Raw genomic sequence first — 14,572 nt, 5'->3', positions numbered from 1 at the left:
GGGTTAATCAGTTCGCTTTACGCGTTCAATAACCGGCTTGCCTGGCAAAAGATATTTGCCCAGCGTCACTAATACTACCGCCAACACTATAACGCCAAGCGCCAGCCACTCGCGCGGCGAAAGGCTCTCACCAGCAAAGCCTATTCCCAATAACACTGCCACAATGGGATTGACATAAGCGTAGCTGGTTGCAACAGCGGGGCTAACGTTGCGGATCAGGTACATATAGGCATTAATAGCGATAACCGAGCCAAACAAAATAAGGTAACCCAACGCCAGCAGCCCCGAGAGGTCGGGCGCGGCAATCAGTTTTTCACCGCTCAACTGGCTGCCCAGGAGTAGTACGACGCCCGCCGCCAACAGCTCTACCGCGCCCGCCATCATGCCCGCCGGCAGCGTAATGCGCGATCCCCAAACCGAGCCAAAGGCCCAGCTAATGGAACCGACCAGAATAATCAGCGCGCCCCACGGATTGCCGCCAAGATGGCCGCCGCTGTTCAGCAGAATAATGCCGACCAGCCCGGCAGCGATGCCCAGCCACTCTATCCAGCGGGTCGGCATGCCGAACAGGCGGCTAAAGCACATGGCGAACAGCGGCACTGTAGCGACCATGACTGCGGCGATGCCGGAAGGCACCTGCTGGTGCTCCGCTATGGTCACCGCGCCGTTGCCTACCGTCAGCAGCAAAATACCGACCAGCGCGGCATTGCCCGCTGCTCGCCAGCCTGGCAGCTTCTCGCCGCGCAGCAGCAGAAAGGCCAGTAAAATCACGCCCGCCAGCAGAAAGCGCAGGCCGGCCATCATCATTGGTGGCCAGCTTTCCACGCCGACGCGGATAGCAAAATAGGTCGAGCCCCAGATAAAATAAAGGGTGAACAGGGCGGCCAGAAGTGGGAGCAGAGCGGGCGCACGGCGTAACATAAAGTTTCTCAAAACATTTAAGGGACGATAAGGTAACGCTAAAGCACACGCTCAACCAGCTAAAAACAATCCTTTTTTTAGTTTGAAAAGCGATTCAGCGCACACAATTTGCATCTCTCGTGCATACTTGCTTAGATCACACTCTTTAACATCCTGTAGCAGGACAGACTATGCCCAGTATCAAACTCACAGTCAGACGGCTCTACAAACTCAGCGGCGAGCGCATGGTAAATACTCAGGCCACGGCGCGCGTGTTTGTTGGCGAACAGCTGGTGGCGACGGAGGAGATCGCCGGCATGACCGAAAGCCCGGTCAGCAAATTCTTGCATCACGATCTGGGCGCGGGCCAGCCGGTGCGGGTGGAGTGGGATTGCGAAGGCGTAGCCGATATGGCGGTAGCGGAAGTCGAAGTCTGTCCCTGCTGCCAGCATGAAGAACATTAAATAAGGAAGGGTATTTTGGCAGGAAGTAGCTTACTGACTTTACTGGATGATATCGCCACGCTGATGGACGATATTTCGGTGATGGGCAAGGTAGCAGCAAAGAAAACCGCAGGTGTATTAGGCGACGACCTGTCGCTGAACGCGCAGCAGGTTAGCGGCGTTAAGGCCAATCGCGAGCTACCGGTCGTCTGGGGCGTGGCGAAAGGATCATTTTTAAATAAGCTGATCCTGGTACCGCTGGCACTGGCGATTAGCGCCTGGATCCCATGGGCAATTACACCCTTGCTGATGCTTGGCGGCGCTTACCTCAGCTATGAGGGCGTGGAAAAAGTCATGCACAGCCTGCACGGCAAAGAAAAAGGCAGCGACGAAGCGCGTGAACAGCGGCTGCGCAACCTGTCGCAAAAGGAGGCGGCGGCTTTTGAAAAGAAAAAGGTCAAAGGCGCAGTGCGAACGGATTTTATTCTGTCGGCGGAAATAGTCGCGATTACCCTGGGCATTGTTTCCGAAGCGCCATTACTGAACCAGGTGCTGATCCTGGCCGGTATCGCCATTCTGGTCACCATTGGCGTATACGGCATCGTGGCCTGTATCGTGAAAATCGACGATCTGGGCCTGTGGCTGAAACAAAAATCTTCCTCGCTGGCGCAGGGGATCGGCGGCGTGTTGCTGACGCTGGCGCCTAAAATGATGAAGGTATTAACCGTAGTCGGCACGTTGGCGATGTTTCTGGTCGGCGGCGGTATTATTGCTCACGGCGTGCCCGCGCTTCACCATTTTATTGAGCATCTTGCCGCAGACCATAGCGGTATTATCGGCTCGCTAATCAGCAACGGCGCTAATCTGGTGGTGGGCTTTATTGTCGGATCGATCGTGCTGTGCGTGGTAAATCTGGCTGGAAAATTGCGGTCATAATCAGTATAAAGGCAGCCCTTCACTAAACCGGGAGCGAAGATGAAAGACGATATTTTTGAATTTGATATTGATGCCGAGCTGGAACAGGCCGAAGCCAACGCCGAGAAAAAGGCCAGCGAAGTGCCGACCGACCTGGGCGATGAAGCCGACTGTGAAGGCTGCAAAATTTAAGCCTCTTCTGCAAAGCGAGTAAACCTTACTCGCTTTTTTTAATTTTCGCATTTCTTACTGCGAATATTTTAATTAACAAAACTTTTACCTGTCGTTAACGGCGCTTCCGCTGATTGCCTGCTATACCTGAATTTCCCCCCTGATGAAGTCTCAGCTTAGGAGAAGAGAATGATCCTGGTTAGTGATGCAGTTCAGCTTAAAGAAGGCGGCCCGGCGATGGTGGTTACCGGCCATGCCAGCGGTATGGTGGAGTGTCGCTGGTATGACGGTTACAGCGTGCGCCGTGAAGCTTTTCGGGAAGAGGAGCTTTGCGCGCTGGCGAAGCAGACCCAGCTTGCCAGCTAGCCTTAACTGAACAGGACGAAAAATAGCGTCCTGTTTTCATTTACTTCCTTTGCCAGGCTCCGCTGGCGCACCCTTCACGGCATGCCTAAACTGAAATATTCATTCAGCTTTCAGGGAGCCGCGCCGCGTGAAGTTAACCCGAGGTTTTTTTCACTCACGACCTGAGACGGTTATTCATGTCTGTTTCCTGCTGGTGCTTCTCTTCTCCTCTTTTCTGACCTGGCGGGAAGGCAAAGTTCTGAAAGAAACCTACGAGCTTAATCAGCGCGCCAGCCTGAATGACATCGCAGGCGATCTCGATCGCCAGTTCCAGTACAGCCTCGATCAGCTGCTCTTCTACCGTAATATGCTGCAGCAGGTTATGCGTGCGCCAGCGGAAAATAGCCAGATGCGGCTACAGCTGCAAAACTTTTCGCTGATACGCAATCAGCCGGTCTGGCATCTTTATGCCAGCGCCACTCACAGCCTGCCGCTAACCGGTATCGCCGACGGCTTCGTGGCTGCATTCCCACTGTTAAAACGTGATGACAGCAGATTCAGGCAGGAACTGGTAGCAACGTTAATCATGAGCCTGATTTTGCAGCTCAATGACGCTGGCAGAGATTTTCACTCTCGCCTCTGGTACGTCTCGCGAGCGGGATTCTGGCTAAGCTCCACGCCGTTACAGCCCGACGCCGATACGCTGCGCTATTTCTCCGGTGTGGTAAAAGCGCCCTGGTTTACCGCTATGCGGCCTGAAAGCAACCCGCAAAGGTACTCACGCTGGAGCGGCGCGGATGAAACCGCACCAGACAGTAATACGCTGACGCTAAGCCTGCCGGTAGATCTGGGCGACTATTGGTACGGCGTGCTGGCGATGGATTTTACCGCTGCGCAAATTAGCAGGCAGCTACAGCTCTCATTACCGATACGCCCGGCGGGCAGCGTGCTTTTTTACGACATCAACCTGACGCCACTTGCCAGCCTCACAGGCAGCGCGGCACTCAGTGCGCAGCTAAATAACCAGCAGATCCTCAGGCTGAAAAACGCTATTACTCACCACCGTCAGGGGGCGCTACGGCTTAATATGCGCTATATCAGCTGGGTAAAAACTCGCTATGCGAACGGCGTAGTGATTAAAATCGATACGCTAAAGCAGGGGCTGGCTGGCGATACCGGGCAGGTAGCGCTGGCGCTGTTGGGAATGTGGCTGCTGTTTACGCTGCTGCTGCTGCTATCGCATCAGACAGCGATCGGGCTGGTCAGGCGTCTGCTGGCGATGCAGGAAAAATATCGCTGGCGGGCCAACCATGACGGCCTGACTAAGATGCTGAATCGCAACGCGTTTTTTGAGCGTGCTGATGAACTTGCGCGTAGAAATCAGCAGGCGCAAACGCCTTTTTCGGTGATTCAGTTGGATCTCGATCATTTCAAACAGGTTAATGACAATTACGGCCATGAAGCAGGAGATCGCGTGCTGGCGTATGCCGCCGCGGTGATCCAGGGGGTTATTGGGCCGATAGCTAAAGCGGGACGCGTAGGCGGCGAAGAATTTTGCATCGTGCTTTCTGCCAGCGCCAGCGAAGCGGCGGCAACAGCGGAAAAAGTTCGCGCCGCGCTGGCGCAAAAGCCGGTTTTCGCAGGCAACTCAGCCTGGCTGACCATTACCGCCTCGCTTGGCGTAGCCTCCAGTGAGGAGGCCGGTAACTACTTTTTTGAAAACCTACAGTCGATCGCCGATCGCCGACTCTATTTTGCCAAAGTGTCGGGAAGAAACCGCGTCTGCGCTGGGGATTAAACGTTGCCCTGGTTATCCTCTTCTACCGCCTGATAAATACGCTGCATAATGTTTGGGAAAGCTGACTGCACGCGGCTCCAGCTCGGAATAAACGGCTTTTCATTCGGGCGTTCAATAAACGCCTGTCCCGCTTCCAGAATTGACTGGGTAAACATTTCTACCGCTGCTTCTTCGGCATGCTGATCGAATTTAAGGCCGTTCATCGCCGCTTCATGGCTGTAAATCTCCATCATATCCAGCGCGTTACGATAGTAGGTCGCTTTCAGAACGCGAAAAGAGTCGCTGGTCAAATCTACCCCCATCGTCGCCATTTTGCGCAGCAGCGACTGGACGATATCGTTACTCATACGGCGCAGGCCGCCGGTGCCGTCCTCTTCCGACAGCGGCTGATGTTTATGGTCATAATTATGCGCAATTTCTACCTGGCAGCTCTGCCTCGTAGTGTAGTTACGATAAATTTCGGAGAGTACGCCGATTTCCAGACCCCAATCGCCAGGTATCTTAATATTGTTCAATACATGGGTACGCATCGCAAATTCGCCGGAAAGGGGATAGCGGAAGCTGGCAAGATAGTCGAGATAGTCCGAATGGCCGTACACTTTTTGTAGCGAGCGAAGTAGCGGCCCCACCAGCAGGCGGCCGACGCGGCCATTCAGCTTCTTATCGGCCACACGGGCATAAAAACCTTTACAGAATTCATACTGAAAAGCGGGATTTGCCAGCGGATAAAGCAGGCGTGCCAGCATGCCTCGATCATAGGTAACGATATCGCAATCATGCAGCGCCACGCAGTCCGTACGTTCTGAAGCCAGCGTGTAACCAGTGCAAAACCAGACGTTGCGGCCTTTACCCGGCTGGGAAGGAGAAAGGCCTTCTTTATCCAGCTCGGCATCTATTGCCTTCAGGCGTGGCCCGTCATTCCACAAAATACGGTGACGCTGCGGTAGACGAGAAAAAAACTCGCGGGCAAAAAGGAACTGCTCGCGATCGGCACGATCCAGGCCGATAACAATCTCTTCCAGATAGGGAACTTTAGCCAGCTCGTCGACAATTTTACCGAGCGCGGGGCCTTCCAGCTCCGAAAAGAGCGAGGGCAGGATCAGCCCCATTTTTCGCCGGTTAGCGAAATGTACCAGTTCTTGTTCCAGTTCCTCAACAGGTCGTGCGGTGAGATTATGAAAGTTAGTAATAACGCCGTTCTGAAAGAAATCACTCATCGCATATTCCTTAAGCCGTGCCCACTGGCTGGCTGCATGGGAAATCAGGTAATAAAGTGCGTCAGGCCCTCGCTCCAGCCTTCGGGGCCGAAACCTGCGCTATAAAAGACATTTTCCTGCCGCTCCAGCACCACGGGATTTTTGCTGTAGCCTTTGACTACTACGGCATAGTCCACTTTTTCCAGCATCGGGGCGTCGTTCGGCCCGTCGCCCAACCCTATTGTTATCCAGCGGCCGCTGGCGGAACGTGGATAGTGGGTCAGCAGCCACGCCAGCGCCGCGCCCTTGCTGCATCCCTGATTCATGACATGCCAGAAACGCCCGCCCTGCACCAGGTCAAGCTGCTGAGCGGCCAGCGCCTGCTGAAAAGCGCTAAATCGTTCTGGAGTATCGCGCCAAATCACGCTTTCCGATCCTTCACGCATTTTGGCCTGCGCGGCGTCGCGTAGTGTCAGGCCGGTCCACTCTGCCACCTCTTTCGCGGTGACATCGGCAAAGCCAGTGAATTTAAAGCCTTCTTGCTCACGAAGCTGCCGTAGCGTTTCACAGAGGACGTCATAACTTTTACCAGGTTGCTGCACTGCTGGCGATCCAGGCTGCTGCTGCCATTTTACGACGGCGCCGTTTTCGGCAATAAAGGGCATGCCAAAAATGTCCAGCTCGCGTTGCAGCGGTTCAATTTCCGCAGCGGTTTTGCTGGAGCAGATTGTCACAGGGATCCCGGCTGACTTCAGCCGCGCCAGCCAGGGGCCTGCGGGCTGCCAGCTATAGGTATGGTGATCCAGCAGCGAGCCGTCTAAATCCGTAACTATCATCAGTGGGTCATGCAGCGCTGGCATTGTCCTTCCTCCATACATAGCCTGGTGCAGGAAATTCAAGTATAGCGGTATCCTTCAAAGGCGGGGCGGAGGCAACAGGCAAACGCCGTGAGGTGGTCAGGAATCATCTTAAATACAGCGCTGGCAGACATAAGCGGTTACTTACAGCCCAGACGGCAGCAGGACGGATTTACAGTAATAAAGAGGGATAAATTTACGGAGGTAAAGACCAGAGGTTACTACCTTAAGACGACTCTAGTATACAAATACGTTAAGGTGCCCCAGTCAAAGATTTTCTCTGTGACGAATTTCCATGCTTTCCCCGGCTGCTGGCTGGGGTTTTTTTATGCGCTTTCAGGAAAAAACCCAAAAAAAAGCCCGCGCTGCGCGGGCAAAAATCCTTGTTACTTTTTAGGTTGACTGCGCCTTTGGGGTTGGTGCAGTGGAAACAGTGTAAGTTGTCTGGTTGTCAAAAGTCTCACCGCAAAACGTTAAAAAAGTGAAAATAATCCTTAGCCATTACGTTGTTTTACATCCGGGAGCGGGCAGGGCGGCAAACAGCGGCTATACTGAACAAACGATTACAAAACAAGCTGTTATCCACGCTATGGAGGCGACATGGACTTTTTACGTATTGTTATTGCTATTCTTCTGCCCCCGCTGGGCGTTTTCATGCAGGTCGGGTTTGGCGGCGCGTTCTGGCTGAATATCCTGTTGACGCTTTGCGGCTACATCCCGGGTATCGTGCATGCCGTTTGGGTGATTGCCCGTCGTTAAAGGCGTCGATTCCCTGGTAAGATACGCTATCTTATTTACGTAGCGCAGCAGACCAGGAGAAAACAGATGAAGATAAACGATCGGGTCACGGTAAAGACCGACGGCGGGCCGCGCCGCACCGGAACGGTGCTGGCCGTAGAGGATTTCAGCGAGGGCACCATGTATCTGGTGTCGCTGGAAGATTATCCGCAGGGGATCTGGTTTTTTAACGAACTGGGGCATCGGGACGGCATCTTTGTTGAGCCGCATCCCGAATAACCATGGTGATAAAGGGCGAAGACTTCGCCCTTTATCTGTTCAGAATGTTTCCCAATTATCGCCATTCGCCAGCGCAGGCTTTAACCGGTGTACATCGGCAGGCCTGGCGCGCAGCGTTTCTGGCTTGCCGCTAAGATGAAAGGCCGCCACGGCCTGGCTCAGGCGCGAAGCCTGCTCTTCGAGCGATGCGGCAGCGGAAGAGGCTTGTTCCACCAGCGCGGCATTTTGCTGCGTGACGTTATCCATTTCCGATACCGCCTGGCTAACCTGTTGAATGCCGCGGCTTTGCTCATCCGAAGCGGAGGCAATTTCCGCCATGATTTCCGTTACGCTGCGTACTGAAGCCACGATATCGCTCATTTTTTCGCCCGCATCGCCCACCTGTGCCGATCCCTGTTCGATCAGGCTGACCGAATCAGCAATCAGGCCTTCAATTTCTTTTGCCGCCCCGGCGCTTCGCTGCGCCAGATTACGTACTTCGCTCGCGACGACGGCAAAGCCGCGTCCCTGTTCGCCCGCGCGCGCGGCCTCAACTGCGGCGTTCAAAGCCAGGATATTGGTCTGGAAGGCGATGCTGTTAATGACGGTAGTAATCTCAGCGATTTTCTTCGAGCTGGCGGAAATATTGCCCATAGTGTTGATGACGCCGGAAACGATTTCGCCGCCCTGACGCGCCTTACCGGAGGCATCGTCGGCCAGCTGGCTGGCATGGTGGGCGTTTTCCGCATTTTGTTTCACGGTAGCGGTAAGCTGCTCCATGCTGGCGGCGGTTTCCTCCAGCGCGGCCGCTTGCTGTTCGGTGCGGGAAGAGAGATCGGTATTACCAGCGGAAATTTCTGTCGAGCCCTGTAAGATAGCGGTGGCGCCTTCACGTACCGTGCCGACCGTTGTCACCAGCGCCTGCTGCATCTTCTGCAAATGACTGCCCAACGAGCCGATTTCGCTACGTCCCCAGTTTTGCAGCGGCGCGCTTAAATCGCCCCGGGAAATACGTTCTATTCGCTCAACCGCCTGGCGAAGCGGGGCGATCACCACGCGACGCAAAAAGATAAAGGTCGCCACCGTCAGCAGCAGCGCGGCGGCAAAGGCGCTGGCCATCATAATGAAGCCCATGCGGGTTTGCGCTTCGGCGCTGGCGTTAATCGCGGCGGCGCGCTCGGTGCGAATAGCGATAGCCTTCAGCAATACGGCGTTGTAGCTGTTATCCAGATTTCGGGTAAGCTCTGTTTCCTGGGTGATCACATTTTCAAAACTGCCGTCCTTAGCGCTTTTAACCATGGGCAGCAGGCCCTGGTTAACATAGGCCGTGAAACGGGTTGTGAGTTCGTCGTCGAGCGCTTCATCCGCAGAGGTTTTGACGCGACGTTGCTTATAGGCTTTAAAGTTATCGCCAGCCTGCTGGATACGCTTTTCCGCCTGCCGAAGATTTTCGTTAAACAGATCCATATCGCCGTTACGCACCGCGGCCCCAGCGTGAATGATATTGAGACGAGCACTGCGTAGATGGTTAGAACTGTTGGAGATCGCCATGCGTACCTGAATTTCTTCAGTAACGTCCTTCAGCGACTGATTGCTCTGGATAAGAAAGTAGTTGGCAAGGCCAATGCATAAGGCGAACAGGATCAGAATGGCGCCGAGGATAGCGCTAAAAAGGGGAACCAAACGCAGATGCTGCCAGAAACTCAGGCGGTCGCCATGGGAAGGTGATGTCATATCCTTTTGCTCTCTGTCTGGGGAAACGAAGCGACAGGCTTCGATCTGTTAATCAGACATCGGCAGAGCCAGAGGAAAAATTAATCGGAAAGTGTGATCTTGCTAGCAGGGGCAAATAAAAAAGCCGGCAAGCGCCGGCTTTTACTGTGATTAGCGAACGTTAACGTAAATACCGCTGGTCACGTTATCGGTCAGGCGCACCACATGGTAGATAACCTGTTTGTTGTGTGTTTTGATCTTGCGCTTGATATTTCCCTTATGGGAAGAAACCGTCTTGGCCTTAATTTGCATCTTATCCGAAATTTGGATGGTATCGTGGCCAGACATCCACATTTTCAGCATGTTCGACTCGGTCTGGCTGAGCGTCAATGGATGAACATCGAAGCCCGCAGAATAGCGAGGTGAAACGTTAAGTTTCTTCTGGAAATAGGAAAGCAACAAATTATCGAGCGTCGCAGGCTTAATCGATTTTGATGTAATAATCAGGTTCTTACGAACGTAGAGGTATTCCTCAAAATGGATGTTAGAGATAGCCATAAAGATAAAAAACAGCGTGTCAGGATGCTGCATAATGATAGTTCTTATGCGCTGACTGGCGTCGGCTTCATGAATGAAGCAATCTTCATTAATAAAGACAACCCCAGGCTGAAGCTGTTGACATTTAATTTGTAATTGATCGATGTCGGTGACGGAAGTTATATTTTTCTTTTTAACTCCCTTTACAGACATATAATCAGTAAGGCCTAAGCGTGTGTAGCTGCATGAATCCATTATAATTGTTGGCATAATTGCGACCCTCACCAAATTGTTATTCGTTTAAACTAACGATGAATTACGCGTTGTGTAAGTTACGAGAGTAATATGTTCTGTTTTCAGTTTTATTATTTGTACTCAGCATTAAGCCTTGTCAGCAAGCGCTGAACAGGCTTGTCCATGCTCGATGTAACCGTTTAGTTTGGGCAACAAACGCACAACCAATGTGGTGACAACATCCCGGGCCAATAAGCTATCCGCCGGATGTCTGGCGCACTTTATCGTGAGCCTTGTCACTATCGCGCAGAACGCAGAAAAGTCTGATAGGACGAATCCTAAAAAACATTCGTTCTGCGAATGTGTGCCTCTGTCCGACATGCTGACGCGGTCGGAAAACGCGGTTTGCTACAAGAATAACGGCAAAAAATAAAATTTCCAGTAAAAACAGGCGTTTTTCTTACACAGAGTGTTTAACATTTAGACAACATTACATCCGTTTCGTTAAACAAAATACGCTAACTGGCATTTAATAAGAATAATTTTCATTGCCCGAAACGATTTATCAGATTTTCCTTAAGATTATTCTGGCTGGATTGGTTTGAAAATTGCGCAAAAGCATTCTATGTGCTTAACAATGTGCCTGGATAGCCCCTCAAAAGAGGGGGCGATACTTAAGTTTATCTTGCAGGGAGTTCGCTGAGGATCTGCGAGAGCAAATCAAATACTTCGCTAAAGAGATGCTCGCAAAACGGGGCCAGCAGGGGCATCATCAGGCTCATAAAAACAAGACCGATTGATAAGGTGATAGGAAAACCTATGGCGAAAACCGACAGCTGAGGTGAAACACGGTTTAACAAACCCAGTGCCAGGTTAATGATGAGCAGCAGCGTTATCAACGGCAGCGCTAATCGCATTCCATTAAGGAAAATCAAACTGGCTGCTTTAGTCAGCGCCAGAAAAGCATTGCCGCTGAGTAAATCGCCGCCAATCGGCAAGGTATGAAAGCTGTCTGCCACCATGGAGATTAACCAGAGATGGCCGTTAAAGGATAAAAACAGCAGCATGGCCAGCATATCCAGAAAGCGGGCCAGCACCGGCATATTTAATCGGCTGGAAGGATCGAAGAAGGTGGCGAAAGAGATACCCATCTGCAAACCAATCACTTCACCGGCGGTTCTTACCGCGGCGAAGGCGAATTGCATCGTAAAACCTATGGCGACGCCAATCAGAATCTGCTGAATCAGCAGCCAGAAGCCGCTAAATGAGAATAAGGTCACATTAACAGGCGGCAAAGTGGGGATCAGCACGTAAGTGATCATCAGCCCCAGGCCCAGTTTCACCTTTTTACTGATGGACTTTTCACTAAGGATCGGCGCGGTCATGATTAACGCCAGCACGCGGGCGAGGGGCCAAAAGAGCTGCCCCATCCATAACACCAGCTGACTGCTGTCGAAATTAATCATTTAGCCGATCATATTAGGCAGGTTAGTAAACAGGGTGCGCATATAGTCCAGCACCAGGCTCAGCATCCACGGGCCGGCCACGACGATAGTCGCCACCACGGCAAGGATTTTTGGAATAAATGACAGCGTCTGTTCGTTGATCTGGGTTGCAGCCTGTAACAGGCTGATCAGCAGACCGCTAAAAAGCGCTGCCAGCAGCAGTGGAGCGGCCAGGATCAGCGCAACATGCAGCGCATCGTGACCAATTGTCATAACCGATTCAGGTGTCATCACGACTCCGGGAATAAAATAGGTTGCTAACGTCGACACGCCGCAAATTACTCAGGCGGCAAGCGTCCTGTTAAGAGTAGAAACTTTGCGCCAGCGAACTGATCAGTAGCTGCCAGCCATCCACCAGTACGAACAGCATCAGCTTGAAAGGCAGCGCGATCGTGGCGGGCGGCACCATCATCATCCCCAGCGCCATCAGCACGCTGGCGACCACCAGATCGATAATCAAAAACGGAATAAACACGGTAAAGCCAATCTGAAACGCCGTTTTCAGTTCACTGGTCACATAGGCCGGCAGCAGAATACGCATAGGAACGGCTTCCGGGCCCTGTAACGGCGGCGTATTAGCCAGCCGCGCAAACAGAGCCAGATCCGCTTCGCGAGTCTGGCGCAGCATAAACTCGCGCAGCGGCTGGGCGCCTTTATCCATGGCGTCCTGCATACTGATCTTGTCTTCGCTGAACGGCAGATAGGCGTTCTGATACATCTTGTCGAAAACCGGGCTCATAATAAAAAAGGTCAGAAACAGCGCCAGACCGAGTAAAACCTGGTTTGGCGGCGCGGACGGCGTACCCAGCGCGTTGCGCAGCAGGCCGAACACGATGATGATGCGGGTAAAGCTGGTCATCATCAGCAAAATAGCGGGCAGGAAAGTCAGCGAGGTGATAAACACCAGCGTCTGCACCGGCAGCGACCAGCTCTGGCCGCCGTTGGCCGTTGGACGGCTAATCAGGCCCGGCAGCTGGGCGTGAACTTCAGGCGCGAGCAGCAACAGCAGCGCCAGCAGGGGAAGAATGCGTTTCATTTTGGTTTTCCGGCGCGTTTAATAAGCTCTAAAACCTGACGGAAATCGCCAGCGGGCTGCGGCTCTTCCGGTTTTTCCTGCGCCGGTGAAGGCGGCAGGGTATGCAGATGGGTAATCTGCTGCGCGGTCACACCCAGCACCAGCCGGGCGTCCTGCACATCGACAATCACTACGCGCTCGCGCTGTCCAACCTGGCAGCTGGCGCTGATAGCTAACTCATGCTGGCCGCGCTTGCCCGTTTTGGGCGCGAAGCCAAGACGTTTCGCCAGCCAGGCGCAGGCCAGAATCAGCAGAATAATTACGGCTAATACGCTGCTGACCTGGGTCAGCACCGAGCCGGTTGAGACCACCGGCGCCGCGGGCTGCTGCGTTTGATGCGGACGAAATGCCGGCTGCTGCGTCTGTACCGCCGGCTGCTGGGTTTGCTCCGCTGGCTGCTGCGTTTGCGCTGCCGGTTGCTGAGTTTGCTCCGTCTCCGCTACCGGCTGCCCTGCCTGCATCTGGCCCTTATCCATCAGCGGCTCAGGCGACGCATACGTTCAGAAGGCGTGATGATGTCAGTGATGCGCACGCCATACTTATCGGCGACGACCACAACTTCACCCTGGGCGATCAGATAGCCGTTGATCAGAATATCCAGCGGCTCGCCCGCCAGGCCATCCAGCGCCACCACTGAACCCTGCGTCAGGCGCAGCAGCTCTTTGATAGTCATCTTGGTGCGGCCCAGCTCGACGGTCAGCTTCACCGGGATATCCATAATCAGATCGATATCCTGCAGCGATCCGGCGATATCGTTGCTTTCCAGAGATTTAAACACCCCTTCAGGCGCGGTGCTGGTGGCGTTTGACTGCTCGTTCAGCGCGTCAGCCCAAAGGTCGTCCGCAGAGAGGTCGTCAACGGACGGCTTGTTGGTGTCACTCATGGGGCTGTTCCTCATTCATCGAGTTCAAAATCGGGTTAATCAGATGTTCCACACGCAGCGCGTACTGCCCGTTCAGGGTGCCGTACTGGCTGGTTAGTACCGGCACGCCATCGACATGAGCGATAATGCGGTCCGGTTTCTCAATCGGTAAAACGTCGCCGGGCTTCAGGGCCAGCAGGCGCGAAATCCGCATCGACACATCGGCGAAGTTCGCAATCAGCTCCAGTTCCGAGTGCTGCACCTGCTTGACCAGCGTCTCGCGCCAGTTCTGATCTTCCTGCCGCGAGTTCTCCAGCGGCGGGTTGACCAGGGTTTCGCGTAGCGGTTCAATCATGCTAAACGGAATGCAGATATTGAACTCGCCGACCAGGTTGCCAATCTCCACCTGAAACGGCGTGGTAATCACGATATCGTTAGGTGAAGTAGTAATATTAGTAAACTTTACCTGCATCTCGGAGCGAACATACTCCACATCCAGCGGATAAATCGGTTTCCACGCTTCGCTGTAGCCCTCAAGCGCCAGTTTCAGCATCTTGCGGATCACGCGCTGTTCGGTGGCGGTAAACTCCCGGCCTTCTACTTTGGTCGGGAAACGGCCGTCACCGCCGAACAGGTTATCTACGGCAATAAACACCAGGCTTGGCGAGAACACTACCAGCGCCGTGCCGCGCAGCGGCTTCAGATGAATCAGATTCAGGTTTGTCGGCACCGGCAGGTTGCGGGCAAACTCGTGATACGGCTGAATCTTGATCGCCCCTACCGTAATATCCGGGCTGCGGCGCAGCAGGTTAAACAGCGCCATCCGGTAAGAACGCGCAAAGCGTTCGTTAATGATCTCCAGCGCCTGCAGACGTTCGCGAACCATGCGACGCTGGGTATTGGGATCGTAAGGACGAATATCGCTGTCGCCCGCGCTGCTGACGTTTTCTTCCGCCGCGCTGTCGCTGTCGCCGTTGAGCAGCGCGTCGATTTCCGCCTGTGAGAGAATGCTGTCGCCCATTTTG

The 14,572-nt window shown here is 53.6% G+C and carries 18 protein-coding genes; 7 read left to right on the top strand and 11 right to left on the bottom strand.

Annotated elements, in window-relative coordinates; genetic code table 11:
- Positions 1 to 3: 3 nt before the first annotated feature.
- The gene (gene yedA, locus ACETPC_RS04225; protein ID WP_380178954.1) at positions 4 to 921 is read right to left on the bottom strand and encodes a drug/metabolite exporter YedA; all 918 of its coding nucleotides are present in this window, start codon (positions 919 to 921) and stop codon (positions 4 to 6) included.
- Positions 922 to 1,091: 170 nt separating this feature from the next.
- Here yedA and ACETPC_RS04220 point away from each other — a divergent pair, with 170 nt between their 5' ends.
- From ACETPC_RS04220 to dgcQ, 5 genes are all read left to right on the top strand, one after another.
- Entirely contained in the window at positions 1,092 to 1,364 is a 273-nt protein-coding gene (locus ACETPC_RS04220) for a hypothetical protein (protein ID WP_380178952.1), read from the top strand.
- A 15-nt stretch (positions 1,365 to 1,379) separates the two neighbouring features.
- A complete protein-coding gene (locus ACETPC_RS04215; protein WP_380178951.1) occupies positions 1,380 to 2,279 on the top strand; it encodes a DUF808 family protein in 900 nt (299 codons plus the stop codon).
- A 39-nt stretch (positions 2,280 to 2,318) separates the two neighbouring features.
- Complete coding sequence (locus ACETPC_RS04210) at positions 2,319 to 2,450, top strand: hypothetical protein (protein WP_380178949.1); 132 nt, start codon at positions 2,319 to 2,321, stop codon at positions 2,448 to 2,450.
- A 168-nt stretch (positions 2,451 to 2,618) separates the two neighbouring features.
- Complete coding sequence (locus ACETPC_RS04205) at positions 2,619 to 2,795, top strand: YodC family protein (protein WP_380178948.1); 177 nt, start codon at positions 2,619 to 2,621, stop codon at positions 2,793 to 2,795.
- Positions 2,796 to 2,922: 127 nt separating this feature from the next.
- On the top strand, positions 2,923 to 4,572 hold the full coding sequence (gene dgcQ / locus ACETPC_RS04200) for a cellulose biosynthesis regulator diguanylate cyclase DgcQ (RefSeq protein ID WP_380178946.1): 1,650 nt from the start codon (positions 2,923 to 2,925) through the stop codon (positions 4,570 to 4,572).
- On the opposite strand, the gene ACETPC_RS04195 is transcribed toward dgcQ, so the two are convergent.
- Together ACETPC_RS04195 and ACETPC_RS04190 are read right to left on the bottom strand one after the other, a co-directional pair.
- Positions 4,569 to 5,789: a glycosyl transferase gene (locus ACETPC_RS04195; RefSeq protein ID WP_380178944.1), complete on the bottom strand. Its 1,221-nt coding sequence runs from the start codon at positions 5,787 to 5,789 to the stop codon at positions 4,569 to 4,571. The two genes, dgcQ and ACETPC_RS04195, sit on opposite strands and share 4 nt — an antisense overlap.
- Before the next feature lie 44 nt (positions 5,790 to 5,833).
- Positions 5,834 to 6,628: a mannosyl-3-phosphoglycerate phosphatase-related protein gene (locus ACETPC_RS04190; RefSeq protein ID WP_380178942.1), complete on the bottom strand. Its 795-nt coding sequence runs from the start codon at positions 6,626 to 6,628 to the stop codon at positions 5,834 to 5,836.
- 597 nt (positions 6,629 to 7,225) lie between these two features.
- Here ACETPC_RS04190 and ACETPC_RS04185 point away from each other — a divergent pair.
- Positions 7,226 to 7,384 (top strand): YqaE/Pmp3 family membrane protein, encoded by a 159-nt coding sequence (locus tag ACETPC_RS04185; protein ID WP_017800079.1) that lies wholly within the window; start codon positions 7,226 to 7,228, stop codon positions 7,382 to 7,384.
- A 66-nt stretch (positions 7,385 to 7,450) separates the two neighbouring features.
- The gene (gene dsrB, locus ACETPC_RS04180; RefSeq protein WP_380178940.1) at positions 7,451 to 7,642 is read left to right on the top strand and encodes a protein DsrB; all 192 of its coding nucleotides are present in this window, start codon (positions 7,451 to 7,453) and stop codon (positions 7,640 to 7,642) included.
- 39 nt (positions 7,643 to 7,681) lie between these two features.
- Here the strand turns inward: dsrB and ACETPC_RS04175 are convergent, their stop codons facing one another.
- The 8 genes from ACETPC_RS04175 to fliM form a co-directional block, all read right to left on the bottom strand.
- On the bottom strand, positions 7,682 to 9,355 hold the full coding sequence (locus ACETPC_RS04175; RefSeq protein WP_380178938.1) for a methyl-accepting chemotaxis protein: 1,674 nt from the start codon (positions 9,353 to 9,355) through the stop codon (positions 7,682 to 7,684).
- A gap of 150 nt (positions 9,356 to 9,505) precedes the next feature.
- Positions 9,506 to 10,141, bottom strand: coding sequence for a transcriptional regulator RcsA (gene rcsA, locus ACETPC_RS04170; protein WP_380178936.1), 636 nt, complete (start codon positions 10,139 to 10,141; stop codon positions 9,506 to 9,508).
- A 644-nt stretch (positions 10,142 to 10,785) separates the two neighbouring features.
- On the bottom strand, positions 10,786 to 11,571 hold the full coding sequence (gene fliR / locus ACETPC_RS04165; RefSeq protein ID WP_380178934.1) for a flagellar biosynthetic protein FliR: 786 nt from the start codon (positions 11,569 to 11,571) through the stop codon (positions 10,786 to 10,788).
- Positions 11,572 to 11,841: a flagellar biosynthesis protein FliQ gene (gene fliQ / locus ACETPC_RS04160; RefSeq protein WP_380178932.1), complete on the bottom strand. Its 270-nt coding sequence runs from the start codon at positions 11,839 to 11,841 to the stop codon at positions 11,572 to 11,574.
- 70 nt (positions 11,842 to 11,911) lie between these two features.
- The gene (gene fliP / locus ACETPC_RS04155; RefSeq protein ID WP_380178930.1) at positions 11,912 to 12,646 is read right to left on the bottom strand and encodes a flagellar type III secretion system pore protein FliP; all 735 of its coding nucleotides are present in this window, start codon (positions 12,644 to 12,646) and stop codon (positions 11,912 to 11,914) included.
- Entirely contained in the window at positions 12,643 to 12,996 is a 354-nt protein-coding gene (gene fliO, locus ACETPC_RS04150) for a flagellar biosynthetic protein FliO (RefSeq protein WP_380179654.1), read from the bottom strand. Before fliO ends, fliP begins: the two co-directional genes overlap by 4 nt.
- A 164-nt stretch (positions 12,997 to 13,160) precedes the next feature.
- The gene (fliN, locus tag ACETPC_RS04145) at positions 13,161 to 13,568 is read right to left on the bottom strand and encodes a flagellar motor switch protein FliN (protein WP_380178928.1); all 408 of its coding nucleotides are present in this window, start codon (positions 13,566 to 13,568) and stop codon (positions 13,161 to 13,163) included.
- Complete coding sequence (gene fliM, locus ACETPC_RS04140) at positions 13,561 to 14,568, bottom strand: flagellar motor switch protein FliM (protein WP_380178926.1); 1,008 nt, start codon at positions 14,566 to 14,568, stop codon at positions 13,561 to 13,563. Before fliM ends, fliN begins: the two co-directional genes overlap by 8 nt.
- Positions 14,569 to 14,572 lie beyond the last annotated feature (4 nt).

The organism is Pantoea sp. sgz302252 (genome assembly GCF_042610525.1).
In the GTDB taxonomy this organism is placed as follows: Bacteria; Pseudomonadota; Gammaproteobacteria; order Enterobacterales; family Enterobacteriaceae; genus Erwinia.
The sequence above is the reverse complement of the archived record's forward strand: the minus strand, read 5'-3'. Positions and strand labels throughout refer to the sequence as shown.

Bases quoted from the DNA above. Each gene is read 5' to 3' on its own strand.
- fliR (WP_380178934.1), bottom strand. From the start codon at position 11,571: ATGATTAATTTCGACAGCAGTCAGCTGGTGTTATGGATGGGGCAGCTC.
- fliM (WP_380178926.1), bottom strand. From the start codon at position 14,568: ATGGGCGACAGCATTCTCTCACAGGCGGAAATCGACGCGCTGCTCAAC.
- ACETPC_RS04205 (WP_380178948.1), top strand. From the start codon at position 2,619: ATGATCCTGGTTAGTGATGCAGTTCAGCTTAAAGAAGGCGGCCCGGCG.
- fliP (WP_380178930.1), bottom strand. From the start codon at position 12,646: ATGAAACGCATTCTTCCCCTGCTGGCGCTGCTGTTGCTGCTCGCGCCT.
- ACETPC_RS04190 (WP_380178942.1), bottom strand. From the start codon at position 6,628: ATGCCAGCGCTGCATGACCCACTGATGATAGTTACGGATTTAGACGGC.
- ACETPC_RS04210 (WP_380178949.1), top strand. From the start codon at position 2,319: ATGAAAGACGATATTTTTGAATTTGATATTGATGCCGAGCTGGAACAG.
- fliQ (WP_380178932.1), bottom strand. From the start codon at position 11,841: ATGACACCTGAATCGGTTATGACAATTGGTCACGATGCGCTGCATGTT.
- fliN (WP_380178928.1), bottom strand. From the start codon at position 13,568: ATGAGTGACACCAACAAGCCGTCCGTTGACGACCTCTCTGCGGACGAC.
- ACETPC_RS04185 (WP_017800079.1), top strand. From the start codon at position 7,226: ATGGACTTTTTACGTATTGTTATTGCTATTCTTCTGCCCCCGCTGGGC.
- ACETPC_RS04220 (WP_380178952.1), top strand. From the start codon at position 1,092: ATGCCCAGTATCAAACTCACAGTCAGACGGCTCTACAAACTCAGCGGC.
- ACETPC_RS04195 (WP_380178944.1), bottom strand. From the start codon at position 5,789: ATGAGTGATTTCTTTCAGAACGGCGTTATTACTAACTTTCATAATCTC.
- dsrB (WP_380178940.1), top strand. From the start codon at position 7,451: ATGAAGATAAACGATCGGGTCACGGTAAAGACCGACGGCGGGCCGCGC.
- ACETPC_RS04175 (WP_380178938.1), bottom strand. From the start codon at position 9,355: ATGACATCACCTTCCCATGGCGACCGCCTGAGTTTCTGGCAGCATCTG.
- yedA (WP_380178954.1), bottom strand. From the start codon at position 921: ATGTTACGCCGTGCGCCCGCTCTGCTCCCACTTCTGGCCGCCCTGTTC.
- rcsA (WP_380178936.1), bottom strand. From the start codon at position 10,141: ATGCCAACAATTATAATGGATTCATGCAGCTACACACGCTTAGGCCTT.